Here is a 14,152-nt window from a genome sequence, read left to right as displayed (position 1 = left end):
ATGGAAAACAGTAAGCAAATGAGGAAATGGTTGGATGACATGAACCTGTCGCATCCCTTGGTCATTGCAGGACCCTGCAGTGCCGAAACCGAAGAGCAGGTGCTTAAGATAGCACATGAGCTTAAGGATACGGATGTAAACTACTTTCGTTCCGGTATTTGGAAACCAAGAACCCGGCCCGGAAATTTTGAGGGCGTAGGTGCCATTGGCCTCAAGTGGTTGCAAAAAGTAAAGGAGGAAACGGGTTTAAAAACGGCTACCGAAGTGGCCAACAAAGCCCATGTGGACTTGGCCTTGGAACATGACATTGACCTGCTTTGGATAGGAGCACGATCTACCGTGAGTCCGTTCATTGTACAGGAGATTGCAGATGCCCTCAAAGGAACCGATAAGATTGTATTGGTGAAAAATCCTGTAAACCCTGATCTTTCACTTTGGTTGGGAGCTGTAGAGCGTTTATACTCTGCGGATATTAAAAAGTTGGGGGTAATCCACCGTGGATTTTCAACCTACGAAAAAACCAAGTACCGAAACATTCCGGAATGGCAGTTGGCAATAGAACTACAGACCAAGTTTCCAGATTTGCCCATCATTAACGACCCTAGCCATATTACAGGTAAGCGGGATATGATTTTTGATGTATCGCAAACCGCTTTGGATTTGAATTTTGATGGGTTGATCATTGAGACCCATTGTGATCCAGACAATGCATGGAGTGATGCAGCTCAGCAGGTAACACCCAAAACATTGATACAAATCATGAAAGACTTGCGCATCAGAAAAGAAACCGATGAGGAGGCAGAGTACAACAATAATTTGAGCAACCTGAGAGCGCAAATAGATATATTGGATAATCAATTGATTGACCTTTTGGGTAAGCGTATGAAGGTATCCGATGGTATTGGCGAATTAAAAAAGCAGAAAAACGTTGCTGTATTGCAAAGCAACCGTTGGAATGCCATTTTGGGCAATATGATCTTGGAAGGCGAGCAACGTGGATTGAGCGAGGAGTTTGTGTTGAGAATGTTCAAGGCCATTCACCAAGAATCCATTAATCACCAAGAGAAGATTATCAATTCTTAAGGTGAAAAGTGTACAAATGAATATGAAAAAGGCCCAACATTTGTTGGGCCTTTTCTTTAAAGGAATAGTTCTTGGGAATTATTTCCTAAAGATGTATCGGGTAATGAAGATACCTTGGCCATCGCCTTTTCCTCCTTCACTTTCCACACCACTTACTACAAAAGCAAGCTCCCATCCATTGGCAATCATATCATTGATCATGGAAGTGATCATGGCATCATTGGCGGCAATGTTCTGGAAACGGATACCACCTAGGTTGTAGAAGTTCAATAATTTGGTCTCCTCAAAATTCTTTACACGGATATCACTTCTATCCGATTTGTTCCTAGTGTTGTCCTCTTCCGTTTGTACACTGGTGTATTCCCTATAATCCTTATCCTCAAGGGCATTGATGATTCTAGATCTACCCAAACCATTGGGTACGATGGATTCTACACTGGTGATTACCTTGTATTCTTGGGCATTCATGGAGAATAACGAAGCAAGGGCAATCGCAGCGGTAAAAAAGATTTTTTTCATAATGGTTACGTTATTGATTGTTAAAACTGTAAACAAAGATATACGTACAAGAACAAGGATTATTGTTTCTTTGCAGAGAAATATGAACAAATAGTGAAAGGAACTGTCTATAAATCCACTGGAAGTTGGTACACCGTGAAGGCGGAGGATGGTCTTTTTCACGAATGTAGAATAAAGGGTAAGTTCCGTACTCAAGGCATAAAAAGTACCAATCCTATTGCCGTAGGTGACCAGGTTACATTTTCTTTGGAAAACATTGGGGATGAAGCAGTGGGGGTTATTTCTGAGATAGGCGAAAGAAAGAACTATATCATTCGGAAATCGGTAAAACTTTCCAAGCAGACCCACATCATAGCAACAAATCTTGACCAAGTTTTTTTGTTGGTCACGCTGAACAATCCTACTACTTTCACCAGTTTTATAGATCGATTTCTGGTCACTGCTGAAGCATATGACATCCCCGTAGTGCTATTGTTCAATAAGATGGATGTGTATGATGATGATGAGACTGTGGAGGTAAGTTATTTGGTGAATCTATATAGGCAGATTGGATATACATGTCTGGAGATTGCTGCCAAGGAAGGGAAGAACGTGGACCAAGTAAAGAATTTGATGATAGATAGGACGAGTATGTTCGCGGGTCATTCCGGCGTAGGAAAGTCAACATTGGTAAATGCCTTGGAACCCGGACTTCACTTGAAGACGGCAGAAATTTCGGAGCAACACTTACAAGGGCAGCATACCACCACTTTTGCTGAAATGTACGATTTGTCATTTGGTGCTAGGATCATAGATACTCCAGGAATCAAAGGATTTGGTATAGTGGATATGGAACCGGATGAAATAGGGGATTATTTTCCTGAATTCTTTGAGTTGAAATCAGAGTGCAAGTTCAATAATTGCCTTCATATGGACGAACCCAAATGCGCTATAAAAGAAGCGTTGGAAAACAATGAAATTGCTTGGAGCAGATATAGGAGCTATGTGCAAATGATTACTGGGGAGGAAGATACATATAGAGAAAGATAATGAGAGCAGTTATACAGCGAGTATCCAAAGCAAGTGTTACCGTGGAAGGGGAAAAGATATCCAGTATTGGCCAAGGCCTTCTGATACTATTGGGGATTGAAGATGAGGATGGAAAAGAGGATGTTGAATGGTTGTCAAAAAAAGTGGCCAACCTTCGTATTTTTAATGATGAGGACGATGTGATGAACCTGTCTGTATTGGATGTTGGGGGAGATGTCATCGTGGTCAGTCAATTTACCTTGCACGCCCTGACCAAAAAAGGAAATAGGCCATCCTACATTAAAGCTTCAAAACCCGATGTGGCCATTCCAATCTATGAAGAGTTTGTTGAAAAAATGGAGAAAGAACTTGGTAAGGAAGTGGGTACGGGTATCTTCGGTGCCGACATGAAAGTAGAACTCTTGAACGATGGTCCTGTGACTATAATTATCGATACCAAAAACAGGGAATAGCGGTTTTTTGTCGATTTAGTTTTTTGTTTTTGTAAGAAATTGGTCATATTGCTGTTATTAAATAACCGACCAATCTTACAATGCGAATATTTCCAGTATGTCTCCTGATCCTTAGCGTCCATTTTTCATTTTCCCAGAATTACAGCTATCATACTATTCCTGAAGAGCTTATGGAGAATGCCAATGCAGTGGGTCGACTTGACGAGATGGATATCCGCATTGATGCTATGGATAAGATGACCTATTCGGCAAAACAGGTGGTTACGGTACTGAACAAATCTGGTGACGCCTTTGCTCGAACAAGAGCATTTTATGATAAGGAGAAGAAAATCAAGAAAATTGAGGCCGTGGTCTATGATGCCTCGGGGAATGAAATTCAACGGATCAAGCGCAGAGATTTTAGCGATATAGCCGCAGTAGATGGCTTTTCCCTCTATTTGGACGATAGATTACTATATTACAGATATGTGCCCGTTCAATACCCATATACATTGGAATTTAGTTATGAGATTGAAACCTCTGATACCGGCATTTTGCCTCCATGGTATTTTTTATCGGGATATGGTATCAGCGTAGAGCAAAGTAGCTATGCTATCAGTTACCTTTCCAATGATTTAAAACCCATTATTGAGGAGGAAAATCTTTCCGATATTGTTTTTGAAAAGAATGAGAACCAAGGAACAATAAGCTATACTGGGACAAATATCCCAGCCATGGTTGCTGAAAGCCTAAGCCCATCGTTTAATGCAATCTGTCCTAAATTGTCGGTTCGATTGCCCAACTTTCACTACAAAGGGTTCAATGCCAAGGTGGGCAACTGGAAAGATTTGGGGCTCTGGATACAAAAAGAGCTTTTAGCAGGTCGTACAAACTTGGAGGACGCTACCATACAAAAAGTAAAAGAACTTGTACAAGGGGTGGATGATGATATTGAGAAGGCAAAGATTGTCTACCAGTACATGCAGGACAATACCAGATATATTAGTGTGCAGATTGGAATAGGGGGCTTTCAACCTATAAGCGCCATTGAGGTGGATAGGGTGAAATATGGGGATTGTAAGGGACTTTCAAATTATACAATGGCTTTGCTGAAAGCAGTTGGGGTAGAATCGTACTATGTTGTGGTTGAGGCTGGAGGTACCAAGGTTGACTTTAAAGAGGGTTTTGCCGATCTATCGCAAGGCAACCATGCTATTGTGGCCATCCCTTACAAAGGAGAATATTTTTGGATAGATTGTACATCCCAGGTACACCCCTTTGGGTTTATAGGCGATTTTACAGACGATAGAAAGGTTTTGGTAGTAAAACCCGACGGTGGTGAAATTGTAACTACCACGTCCTATTTAAATGAGCAAAACCTTAAGAAAATTCGTTCCACTTATAAAATTCTTGAAGATCTTTCCCTTGAAGCCAAGGTTACAATTGAGACCATGGGAGTGCGCTATGATGATCATTTTGGATTGGAGCGAGACAAAAAGGAAGATGTCATTGAATATTACAAAAAGTTTTGGGGGAACATCAATGGATTAAGCGTAACAGGTTACAGCTTTGCAAATAATAGAGAAGATGTAGTTTTTACTGAAGAAATTCAGCTAAAAGCACATGATTTTGTTTCTAAAAATGGGGAGGATTATTTACTCACTTTAAATCCGTTGGACAACAATTCTTTTGTGCCGCCCAGATATCGAAACAGAAAGCAATCATTTGTTATACAGAGAGGGTATTTGGATGAGGATGAATTTATCATTCAGTTACCCCAAAATTTTTCTTTCACTTTTTTGCCAGAGAAGCATACCGAAGAAACCAGATTTGGAACATACGAATTAGAGGTTCATAAAAAGAGTGATACGGAGTTGTTGTATAAAAGGAAACTACTCATAAAAAAAGGACATTACCCAAAAGAGGACTACAACAAGTATAGATCCTTTAGAAGGAACGTTGCCAAGTTAGATAACCAAAAAATTGTTTTAAAACGTAGAGACTTATGATTCGAATACTTACGATACTGATTGCCTTGGTTTCTGTCCATATGCAAGGACAAGACTTAAAATTTGGAAAAGTATCCAAAGAAGAACTTTTGGAAACCACCTATGCCAAAGATACTTCAGCTCCCGCTGCTTATCTGTTAAAAAAGCGGCAATCTTACTATACCTACAATAGTGCAATAGGACTCGAACTTGTGACGGAGGTGCATGAACGGATAAAAATCTATAATGCTGACGGATTTGATTATGCCACAAAGGCAATTAATCTTTATGAGAGCGGTGCCAGCGATGAAAAGGCAACTTCAATAAAAGGCTATACCTATACACTGGAGGGAGATAAAGTAATTGAGACAAAACTAGATAAAGGGAGCATCTTCAAGTCGAAACAATCCAAAAACAGGAACCAAGTAAAATTTACCATGCCCAACGTGAAAGCAGGTTCCGTTGTGGAGTATCAATATAAGATAACTTCGCCTTTTGTGCAAAGTATAGATGAATTTGTATTTCAGCATTTTGTTCCCATTAAAAGGTTGGAAGCCGAAATGAGAATTCCAGAATATTTTAAGTTCAACCAAAGACAAAAAGGGTTTCTTCTTCTGGCGCCAAAAGTAGATCAAAATAGGGATGCAAGCTTGGGTATGGAGGTGACAAAGGTTTCTTATAACCTACAGGATATACCCGCTTTAAAGAATGAAAGCTTTGTATCCAACATAATCAATTTCAGGTCTGGAGTTACTTTTGAGATAAAATCCTTGGAAATCCCCGGATCCACCTATGATGTTTATTCCAAAACATGGGATGATGTGGCAAAGACAGTTTACGAGTACAGTTCTTTTGGAGACGAAATGAAAAAAAGCAATTATTTTGAAGAAGAACTAAATATGGTCTTGCAGGGAGCAAGTGACCCACATGAAAAGGCCAAAAGGATATTGGCATTTGTTAAGGAGAAGGTCAAATGGAACTCCTTTGTGGGATACACTTCGGACGAGGGCACCAAAAAGGCGTACAAAGAAGGAACAGGAAACTGTGCCGACATAAACCTAATGTTGGTATCAATGCTCAACCATGCCAATGTTCCTGCATATCCTGTCTTGGTGAGCACGCGGGACAATGGTATTCCACTTTTCCCAACCCTGCAGGGGTATAACTACGTGATAGCTGTCAGCAAAATAAATGGGGAATATCATTTGTTTGATGCGACCAATGCCTTTAGTACCATGGATATATTGCCTACCAGGACATTGAATTGGTATGGAAGAATGATTTCTGAAAATGGGAATTCTGAAGAAATTGACCTGATGCCCAAGAAAAGCTCTATGGATGCCATAACTATGACGGTTGAACTTAATGAAGACGGATCTATGGAGGCCAAGTGTAGGCAACAGTATACCAATCACAACGCACTTGTTTTTAGAAACCGATATAACAAAGGAACAGAGGAATCGTTTCTTGGGAATTTGGAAAAAGAAATGGGGGATATTGAAATTTCTGAGTACAATATGCAGAACAATCTAAATTTGGATAAACCGATAGTGCAGAATTTTAACTTTTACAAAGAAGACGCATTTGAATCCATTTCAGGGAAATTATATCTCTCTCCCATGTTTCACCTTGCCATGGGTGAGAATCCGTTCAAATCAGAAAAAAGGGAATATCCGATAGATTATGGATTTCCTTGGGAAGATAAATACTTGATTACCATAAATATTCCAGAAGGATATAAAGTAGAGCACTTGCCAGAGCCCTTTGCCATGGTACTCCCAGATAATTTGGGGCAATTTAAATACAACATTTCCACTAATCAAAACTTTATTAATGTTCGTGTGGAAATGAGAATGAATACAGCTATTTTTCCTCCAAGTTATTATTTGGGACTGAAGGAATTTTATCGGCAAGTGGTTGAAAAAGAGTCGGAGAAGGTGGTTTTGTCAAGAATTTGATTAGAACACGTAAATATTTAGAACCAAAGCTACTTGGTGCTGGAAAAATTACAAGATTAGTCCAGAGCGTATTAAATTTGTGCAAGAATATTTGGTAACCTAAACAACATCATTGTGAATATACAGAACGCCCAACTAGCCGTAGACGAATGGATCAAGAACCATGGGGTTCGTTATTTTAATGAGCTCACCAATATGGCCCAACTTACGGAAGAAGTAGGGGAGGTGGCCCGGATTATTGCCCGACGCTATGGGGAACAGAGCGAAAAAGAATCTGACAAGGCCAAGGATCTTGGAGAAGAATTGGCCGACGTGCTTTTTGTAGTACTTTGCTTGGCCAACCAAACTGGAATAGATCTTCAAGAAGCTTTTGATAAAAAACTGGAGTTAAAGACCAAGCGGGATCACGATCGTCATCAAAACAACAAAAAGCTTAAATAAAGTTGCGTGGCTAAACGGCCATTAGGTACGTTTTTTCTAGCTTTGGAGATTCATTCAAACCAAAGCAGTTTTGAGACTTCAACTTAGCACCCCACAAGACAGAAAACTTCAAAAAACCATTCAGATTACAGGTTCTAAAAGCGAGACCAACCGATCTTTGTTGCTTCAGGCCCTTTTTCCCAATGTAAGGATTGAAAACCTTTCCAATTCTGATGACGGTGAAGTCATGCAAAAAGGGTTGAAGAAGGTTAGTGGGGAAGTGGATATCCACCATGCAGGCACCGCAATGCGGTTTTTAACGGGCTATTTTGCTTCGCAAGAAGGCAAAGAAGTCATATTGACAGGTTCCCAGCGTATGCAGGAACGTCCCATAAAAGTTTTGGTAGAAGCTCTGAGAAGTCTGGGGGCGAGTATTGAATATGTGAAGGAAGAAGGATATCCTCCCATAAAAATATCTGGGAAAAAATTGGAAAAGGACAAGGTTTCCTTGCCGGCCAACATCAGTAGTCAGTACATTTCATCCCTGCTTTTGATTGCACCCAGCCTAAAAAATGGATTGGAATTGAATCTTGTGGGAAAGATCACTTCCGTGCCCTACATCAAAATGACCTTGTCTCTTTTGGAACAGATAGGTGTCACCACGTCCTTTGAAGGAAACACGATTAAGGTAGAACCAAAAGATATGGTTCAGGATACCACTCTTGTGGTGGAATCGGACTGGAGTTCGGCCAGTTATTTTTACAGCATTGTGGCGCTTTGTGAAGTGGGGACGAAAATCCAATTGTCGTCCTACAAAAAGAACTCACTCCAAGGTGATAGTGTTATGGCTAAAATCTATAAAGATTTTGGGGTGGAGACTACCTTTGGTGACCATACCATTACCTTGACAAAAACCTCGGATGAAATCCCTCAACATGTAGAATACGATCTGTCCAATGCGCCCGATACAGCCCAAACCATATCTGTTACTTGTTTGGGGTTGGGAATGGGTTGCCATCTTACGGGATTGCATACCCTCCCCATAAAAGAGACCGACCGTTTGGCTGCCATGCAAACCGAACTGTCCAAGTTTGGTGCAAAAGTGGATATTGATGCCGAGAGCCTAACATTGCAACCTACATCAAGTCTGAAATCGGGTGTGGCGGTAGATACGTACAACGATCACAGAATGGCCATGGCCTTTGGTCCCTTGGCGGTTAAAACTTCCTTTAAGGTCAATGATGCCGAGGTGGTTTCCAAATCCTATCCAGATTTTTGGAACGACCTAGGCACCCTAGGTTTTGAGGTTGCCGAACTGTAATGGGCATTTAATCACCAAATTACTTGACATCCCCTATGGTGAGGTTGTATATTTGCCGCTCTTAAAAAAATCGAAAAAAAGCTTAAATGAAATTATCAAACTTCAACTTTGAACTACCCAAGGAATTATTGGCCGAATATCCTGCTGAAAACAGGGATGAATCCAAACTGATGGTAGTTCATAGGGACACTGGAAAAATTGAACACAAAATGTTTAAGGACCTGATCGATTATTTTGATGAAGGTGATGTAATGGTCCTGAACAATACCAAGGTCTTTCCTGCACGACTTTATGGAAACAAAGAGAAGACCGGTGCCCGTATTGAAGTTTTTTTGCTCAGAGAGCTTAATCAAGAACAAAGGTTGTGGGATGTTCTGGTAGACCCGGCCAGGAAAATCCGAATTGGGAACAAACTTTATTTTGGCGAGGATGAAAGTTTGGTGGCAGAGGTCATCGACAATACAACTTCCAGAGGGAGAACGTTGCGCTTTTTGTATGATGGTTCCTATACCGATTTCAGGAGAAAACTCCGTGAATTGGGAGAAACACCACTTCCCAAATACATCAAAAGAAATGTTGAGCCAGAGGATGAGGAAAGATACCAGACCATCTATGCCAAATATGAAGGAGCCGTTGCGGCCCCTACAGCCGGATTGCACTTTTCCAAGCACTTGTTGAAACGTTTGGAAATCAAGGGAATCGATTTTGCCGAAGTGACCCTTCACGTTGGTCTGGGAACCTTCAACCCGGTTGAGGTGGAGGATTTGTCCAAGCACAAAATGGACAGCGAGGAGTTGGTCATCGATGAAAAAGCTACCGAAGTGGTAAATTCGGCCAAGGACGACAAGAGAAAAGTCTGTGCCGTGGGGACTACGGTAATGCGGGCCTTGGAGAGTGCGGTTTCATCTGAGCACACGCTCAATACTTTTGAGGGATGGACCAACAAGTTCATTTTCCCCCCTTACGATTTTAGTATAGCCAATTGCATGATCACCAACTTCCATTTGCCAAAGTCGACCTTGTTGATGATGGTATCTGCGTTTGCAGGTCATGACCTGATAAAGAAAGCATACAAGCAGGCCATTTTGGAAGGGTACCGTTTTTACTCTTACGGAGATGCCATGCTTATCCTTTAGGATAAAACTTAAAATAGATAAGAATCCCGTTTGGTTCAACAACCAGCGGGATTTTTTTCTTGATTATCTTTAAACTGTGGAAACAAAGAAGAAAGACATACGGGCCTTGACCAAGGAACAACTGCGGAATTTTTTCGTGGAACGTGGCGATAAAGCTTTCCGGGGCAATCAGGTGTATGAGTGGCTCTGGCAGAAATCGGCGCACACCTTTGAGGCCATGACCAATGTTTCCAAAGAAACCCGGCAAATGCTGGAAGAGCACTTTGTGATCAATCACATCAGGGTAGACCAAATGCAACGAAGCTCGGACGGAACCATAAAAAATGCGGTGCGCCTCCATGATGGCTTGATTGTGGAATCAGTACTTATTCCTACGGAAACCCGAACCACAGCCTGTGTATCCAGTCAGGTAGGATGTAGTTTGGACTGTAGGTTCTGTGCTACGGCACGGATGAAGCGCATGCGCAACCTCAATCCGGATGAGATTTACGACCAAGTGGTGGCTATAGATAATGAAAGTCGATTGTATTTTGATCGACCCCTGAGCAATATTGTCTTTATGGGAATGGGAGAACCACTTATGAACTACAACAATGTGTTGAAGGCCATAGACATGATTACTTCACCTGAAGGATTGGGCATGTCCCCAAAAAGAATTACGGTTTCCACATCGGGGGTTCCCAAGATGATTAAGAAAATGGCTGATGAGGAGGTGAAGTTTGGCTTGGCGGTTTCCCTGCATTCCGCCATTGATGAGGTTCGAACTTCCATAATGCCCTTCAATGCCACATTTTCTTTGGCCGATTTAAGAGAGGCTTTGGAATATTGGTACGGTAAGACCAAAAGTAGGATTACCTATGAGTATGTGGTCTGGGAGGGAATTAACGATACCCAAGAAGCTGCCGATGCCTTGGTCAAGTTTTGCAGGTTCGCCCCGTCTAAAGTCAACCTGATTGAATACAACCCCATTGATGATGGCGAATTTCAACAAGCTTCAAGTGCCGCAGTGGATATGTACCAGCGTACCTTGGAGAAAAATGGAATTACCGTTACTGTACGCCGGTCCAGAGGAAAGGATATTGATGCCGCTTGTGGGCAGTTGGCCAATAAGCAATAATCAATTAACAATGGCCAATTTTCAGTAAACTATATTTTTTCACCCTTCACCCTTCACCCTTCACCCTTCACCCTTCACCCTTCACCTTTTACCCAAACCCAAGTTCAATACTCAAGCTCAATGTTCAAAGTTGAAGAAGCGACCACCCAATAACGATGAACTAAAAACCATTAACCATACGCAACCAATCATCGAGCATTTGGTTCATCTGTCCTAAAACTTACATCATCCTATGACCAACTCTCGCATTTTCGCTACTTTTAGGGTTTTAAAATAAATTAGCCAAACCCAACGCGTTGAAAATCGTTTCTCAGATTAGGGAGCCTATTGAAGACGAAATGGAACTTTTTGAGGAGAAGTTTCTGAAATCCATGTCGTCCAAAGTAGCTTTGTTCAATAGGATTACCTATTACATTGTTAACCGAAAGGGCAAGCAGATGCGGCCCATGTTCGTGTTTCTTACCGCTAAATTGCTCAATGGCGAAGTCAATGAAAGGACCTATTGTGGTGCATCCATCATTGAGTTGATCCATACGGCCAGTTTGGTCCATGATGATGTGGTGGACGATAGCAATAAAAGGCGTGGGTTTTTCTCCATCAATGCCTTATGGAAGAACAAAATTGCCGTTTTGGTAGGCGATTTCCTGTTTTCTAAAGGACTTTTGGTGGCCTTGGAAAACAAGGATTACGATTTGTTGCATATTATTTCCAATGCGGTTCGGGATATGAGTGAAGGAGAGCTTTTACAAATTGAGAAAGCTCGACTTTTGGATATTACAGAAGAGGTTTATTACGATATCATACGGCAAAAGACGGCCACCTTGATCGCGGCTTGCTGCAGTATGGGAGCCTGTTCCGTCCGCCCCGATTCCGAAGAGGTGGAAACTTTCCGAAAGTTTGGGGAGTTATGTGGAATGGCGTTCCAGATAAAAGATGATCTCTTTGATTACGGTGCGGAAAAAATTGGAAAACCCACAGGTATCGATATCAAGGAACAAAAAATGACCCTTCCTTTAATCTATGCGCTTAATCAAAGTAATAAGGAGAAAAAAAGTTGGCTGATCAATTCCATCAAAAAACACAACAAGGATAAGAAAAGGGTAAAAGAAGTCATCGCCTACGTGAAGGAAATGGGCGGTCTGGAATATGCCGTGGAAAAAATGTTGGAGTTTAAGGACCAAGCCCTTGCTTTGTTGGACAATTACCCTGATTCAGACTACAAAGCATCCCTTACTCTGATGGTGAACTACGTGGTAGATCGTAAAAAGTAGTGTTCGTATCAGAGGACAAGTTCAAGCTCAAACTCAAATTCATTCAGTTGTCAGTTCGAGCGCAGTCGAGAATGATAAAAATAAGCTTTACACGATTTTCCAAGAGCCTCTATCTTGAAGAAATCAATGCTTGTTCCATCTCTGGGGTAAACTCTTCTTTGTAATAGATCCGTTTGCAGTGCGAGCACTCTACATAACTGGTATTGTTTATGGTAAAAACGGAAATCCAAAATATATGGGCTTTATTGGATTGCTGAACAGCTGTAAGAGTTCCTGTTTGCTGACAATGTGTACAGGTAACATTCCTTAATATTTTGGTCTCTTTTTTTCCAGGTTTTGTTCCGAAGAAAAGAATCATACAATACATTTTACACCGCAAAGATACCACGTTTGCATTACTCGTTAATCAGTCGTTCAATTTCATTTTTTAACGATTCTTCACGCCAACCTGCCTTATAACCCGAATCAACAATGAACACCTTTATATCTGCCTGATATTCCCTTTCCACAAAGAAAATGGCAAAGTCGGCCTGGTACTCCCTATCCGTAAAAAACCAACGCCCTTCATTACCACTTGCTTTGTAGTCCCGATCTACTTTATAAACCAAAAGATCGGCTTTATATTCTTGGTCAACTTCGACCACTGTTATGTCTGCCTTGTATTCAGCGTTGGTTTGGAACACCTTTTGGGCCTGTAGATCTTGGTTGATTAGTATGAATATGAGAATTGGAATCGTATTTTTCATGATAAACTGTTTTCTGGGGATGACCTGAAAAGAAAATCAAATACCTTACCAAATAAAATAAAACTACGCTTTTAAATATTTTCTACATTCGCACACATTTTGAAAAAAGTTGAAAGCCTATCATAGTATAGAGAATTGGTTGTCCTGGATGGATGATATCTCTGATAAGGATTATGTGATTATTGATCATTTTCTTCGGGATGATCTCTATGCCGAAATCCGGTCTTTTTTTCTTGATAAGCTTCCTGTTTTTAAGGAGGCCGGCATTGGCACGGATATGGACAAGCATGTTGACAATAATGTTCGGGGCGATTTTACCTATTGGTTGGATAGAAAAAGAGATGCCAATATCCAAGAACTTTGGAACCTGGTCGATGAGGTGATTCACATGTTCAACCGCTATTGTTTTTTAAGTCTTTCCGGATACGAATTCCATTTGGCCCACTATCCATCCGGGGGACATTACGATAAGCATTTAGATCAATTTGAAAATCGGAATAACCGGATGATCTCCGTGGTGATCTATCTCAATGAAGGTTGGCAAAAAGGAGATGGGGGTGAACTGGAAATTTTTGAAAACGACAATGAATCGTTTTTAGTGGAGCCCATTGCGGGCAGATGTGTCATGTTTAAAAGCGCCAAGGTGCCCCACGCCGTACTGGAAGCCCATAAAAGTAGGTTTAGTTTAACCGGATGGTTATTGTACCAGCCCTCTGCTCTTGGTCAGTTTTTTGGATAGGGCTTATTGTCTATTGGAAGGAATTTTTTGGATCAAATCCACATTTTGATTGTGTTCTGCACTGTTGGACATAACCATGGTGCCCAGCACACCATCGTTGGCCTTAATGGCAAAAACCGTGGCTTGGTCACTAGGGTTGGTCATGCCTTCAAAACGATACGAAGCCAAGATGATAAGCTCGTTGGGCTGGTATTCTTTTTTGGAATATAGTGCCCTGATACAATCGTCTTCAGCCTCAAAATCTTCTTTGTACCCTTCTTGACTCAAGGTATTCACAGCCTCGGAGAGAGTGTCAAAATGGTAATGTTTCATGACGGTTTATAAATATGAAAGTAGTGTTTTAGGGTTCATTGGGAACACAGAGGTTACCTGATACTTATAAGATACGAAATCT

The 14,152-nt window shown here is 41.2% G+C and carries 15 protein-coding genes; 11 read left to right on the top strand and 4 right to left on the bottom strand.

What is annotated here, in order from left to right; translation table 11 throughout:
• Positions 1-1,083 carry a bifunctional 3-deoxy-7-phosphoheptulonate synthase/chorismate mutase type II gene (locus EZV76_RS10520; protein WP_136566505.1) on the top strand — a complete coding sequence of 361 codons (1,083 nt, stop codon included), beginning with the start codon at positions 1-3 and terminating at the stop codon, positions 1,081-1,083.
• A 78-nt stretch (positions 1,084-1,161) separates the two neighbouring features.
• On the opposite strand, the gene EZV76_RS10515 is transcribed toward EZV76_RS10520, so the two are convergent.
• Positions 1,162-1,602: a hypothetical protein gene (locus EZV76_RS10515; RefSeq protein WP_136566504.1), complete on the bottom strand. Its 441-nt coding sequence runs from the start codon at positions 1,600-1,602 to the stop codon at positions 1,162-1,164.
• Positions 1,603-1,695: 93 nt separating this feature from the next.
• Here EZV76_RS10515 and rsgA point away from each other — a divergent pair, with 93 nt between their 5' ends.
• From rsgA to EZV76_RS10470, 9 genes are all read left to right on the top strand, one after another.
• A complete protein-coding gene (gene rsgA, locus EZV76_RS10510) occupies positions 1,696-2,631 on the top strand; it encodes a ribosome small subunit-dependent GTPase A (RefSeq protein ID WP_136566503.1) in 936 nt (311 codons plus the stop codon).
• The gene (gene dtd / locus EZV76_RS10505; RefSeq protein WP_136566502.1) at positions 2,631-3,083 is read left to right on the top strand and encodes a D-aminoacyl-tRNA deacylase; all 453 of its coding nucleotides are present in this window, start codon (positions 2,631-2,633) and stop codon (positions 3,081-3,083) included. Before rsgA ends, dtd begins: the two co-directional genes overlap by 1 nt.
• 80 nt (positions 3,084-3,163) lie before the next feature.
• Positions 3,164-5,071 (top strand): DUF3858 domain-containing protein, encoded by a 1,908-nt coding sequence (locus EZV76_RS10500; RefSeq protein WP_136566501.1) that lies wholly within the window; start codon positions 3,164-3,166, stop codon positions 5,069-5,071.
• Complete coding sequence (locus EZV76_RS10495; RefSeq protein WP_136566500.1) at positions 5,068-7,008, top strand: transglutaminase family protein; 1,941 nt, start codon at positions 5,068-5,070, stop codon at positions 7,006-7,008. Before EZV76_RS10500 ends, EZV76_RS10495 begins: the two co-directional genes overlap by 4 nt.
• Positions 7,009-7,122: 114 nt before the next feature.
• Positions 7,123-7,449 carry a nucleotide pyrophosphohydrolase gene (locus EZV76_RS10490; RefSeq protein ID WP_136566499.1) on the top strand — a complete coding sequence of 109 codons (327 nt, stop codon included), beginning with the start codon at positions 7,123-7,125 and terminating at the stop codon, positions 7,447-7,449.
• Positions 7,450-7,519: 70 nt separating this feature from the next.
• A complete protein-coding gene (locus EZV76_RS10485) occupies positions 7,520-8,749 on the top strand; it encodes a 3-phosphoshikimate 1-carboxyvinyltransferase (RefSeq protein ID WP_136566498.1) in 1,230 nt (409 codons plus the stop codon).
• A gap of 86 nt (positions 8,750-8,835) precedes the next feature.
• Complete coding sequence (gene queA / locus EZV76_RS10480; RefSeq protein WP_136566497.1) at positions 8,836-9,885, top strand: tRNA preQ1(34) S-adenosylmethionine ribosyltransferase-isomerase QueA; 1,050 nt, start codon at positions 8,836-8,838, stop codon at positions 9,883-9,885.
• A 76-nt stretch (positions 9,886-9,961) separates the two neighbouring features.
• Complete coding sequence (rlmN, locus tag EZV76_RS10475) at positions 9,962-11,002, top strand: dual-specificity RNA methyltransferase RlmN (protein WP_136566496.1); 1,041 nt, start codon at positions 9,962-9,964, stop codon at positions 11,000-11,002.
• 296 nt (positions 11,003-11,298) lie between these two features.
• Positions 11,299-12,273: a polyprenyl synthetase family protein gene (locus EZV76_RS10470; RefSeq protein WP_136566495.1), complete on the top strand. Its 975-nt coding sequence runs from the start codon at positions 11,299-11,301 to the stop codon at positions 12,271-12,273.
• A gap of 109 nt (positions 12,274-12,382) precedes the next feature.
• Here the strand turns inward: EZV76_RS10470 and EZV76_RS10465 are convergent, their stop codons facing one another.
• Positions 12,383-12,631, bottom strand: a complete 249-nt coding sequence (locus tag EZV76_RS10465) for a zinc-ribbon domain-containing protein (RefSeq protein WP_136566494.1) — start codon at positions 12,629-12,631, stop codon at positions 12,383-12,385.
• Positions 12,632-12,668: 37 nt separating this feature from the next.
• Positions 12,669-13,019 (bottom strand): 7(1) septoil knot domain-containing protein, encoded by a 351-nt coding sequence (locus tag EZV76_RS10460; RefSeq protein ID WP_136566493.1) that lies wholly within the window; start codon positions 13,017-13,019, stop codon positions 12,669-12,671.
• Between the two features lie 109 nt (positions 13,020-13,128).
• Between EZV76_RS10460 and EZV76_RS10455 the strand changes: the two genes are divergently transcribed.
• A complete protein-coding gene (locus EZV76_RS10455) occupies positions 13,129-13,758 on the top strand; it encodes a 2OG-Fe(II) oxygenase (protein WP_236640905.1) in 630 nt (209 codons plus the stop codon).
• Between the two features lie 3 nt (positions 13,759-13,761).
• Here EZV76_RS10455 and EZV76_RS10450 read toward each other — a convergent pair whose 3' ends face one another.
• Complete coding sequence (locus tag EZV76_RS10450; RefSeq protein ID WP_136566492.1) at positions 13,762-14,070, bottom strand: phosphoribosylpyrophosphate synthetase; 309 nt, start codon at positions 14,068-14,070, stop codon at positions 13,762-13,764.
• Positions 14,071-14,152: the final 82 nt, after the last annotated feature.

This window comes from Flagellimonas alvinocaridis (assembly GCF_004916895.1).
Classification (GTDB): Bacteria; Bacteroidota; Bacteroidia; order Flavobacteriales; family Flavobacteriaceae; genus Flagellimonas; species Flagellimonas alvinocaridis.
This window is presented reverse-complemented; position numbering and strand designations above follow the sequence as displayed.

Excerpts from the sequence above, each read along its gene's own strand:
- EZV76_RS10520 (WP_136566505.1), top strand. The coding sequence starts at position 1 with ATGGAAAACAGTAAGCAAATGAGGAAATGGTTGGATGACATGAACCTG.
- EZV76_RS10515 (WP_136566504.1), bottom strand. The coding sequence starts at position 1,602 with ATGAAAAAAATCTTTTTTACCGCTGCGATTGCCCTTGCTTCGTTATTC.
- dtd (WP_136566502.1), top strand. The coding sequence starts at position 2,631 with ATGAGAGCAGTTATACAGCGAGTATCCAAAGCAAGTGTTACCGTGGAA.
- EZV76_RS10500 (WP_136566501.1), top strand. The coding sequence starts at position 3,164 with ATGCGAATATTTCCAGTATGTCTCCTGATCCTTAGCGTCCATTTTTCA.
- EZV76_RS10495 (WP_136566500.1), top strand. The coding sequence starts at position 5,068 with ATGATTCGAATACTTACGATACTGATTGCCTTGGTTTCTGTCCATATG.
- queA (WP_136566497.1), top strand. The coding sequence starts at position 8,836 with ATGAAATTATCAAACTTCAACTTTGAACTACCCAAGGAATTATTGGCC.
- EZV76_RS10465 (WP_136566494.1), bottom strand. The coding sequence starts at position 12,631 with ATGATTCTTTTCTTCGGAACAAAACCTGGAAAAAAAGAGACCAAAATA.
- EZV76_RS10460 (WP_136566493.1), bottom strand. The coding sequence starts at position 13,019 with ATGAAAAATACGATTCCAATTCTCATATTCATACTAATCAACCAAGAT.
- EZV76_RS10450 (WP_136566492.1), bottom strand. The coding sequence starts at position 14,070 with ATGAAACATTACCATTTTGACACTCTCTCCGAGGCTGTGAATACCTTG.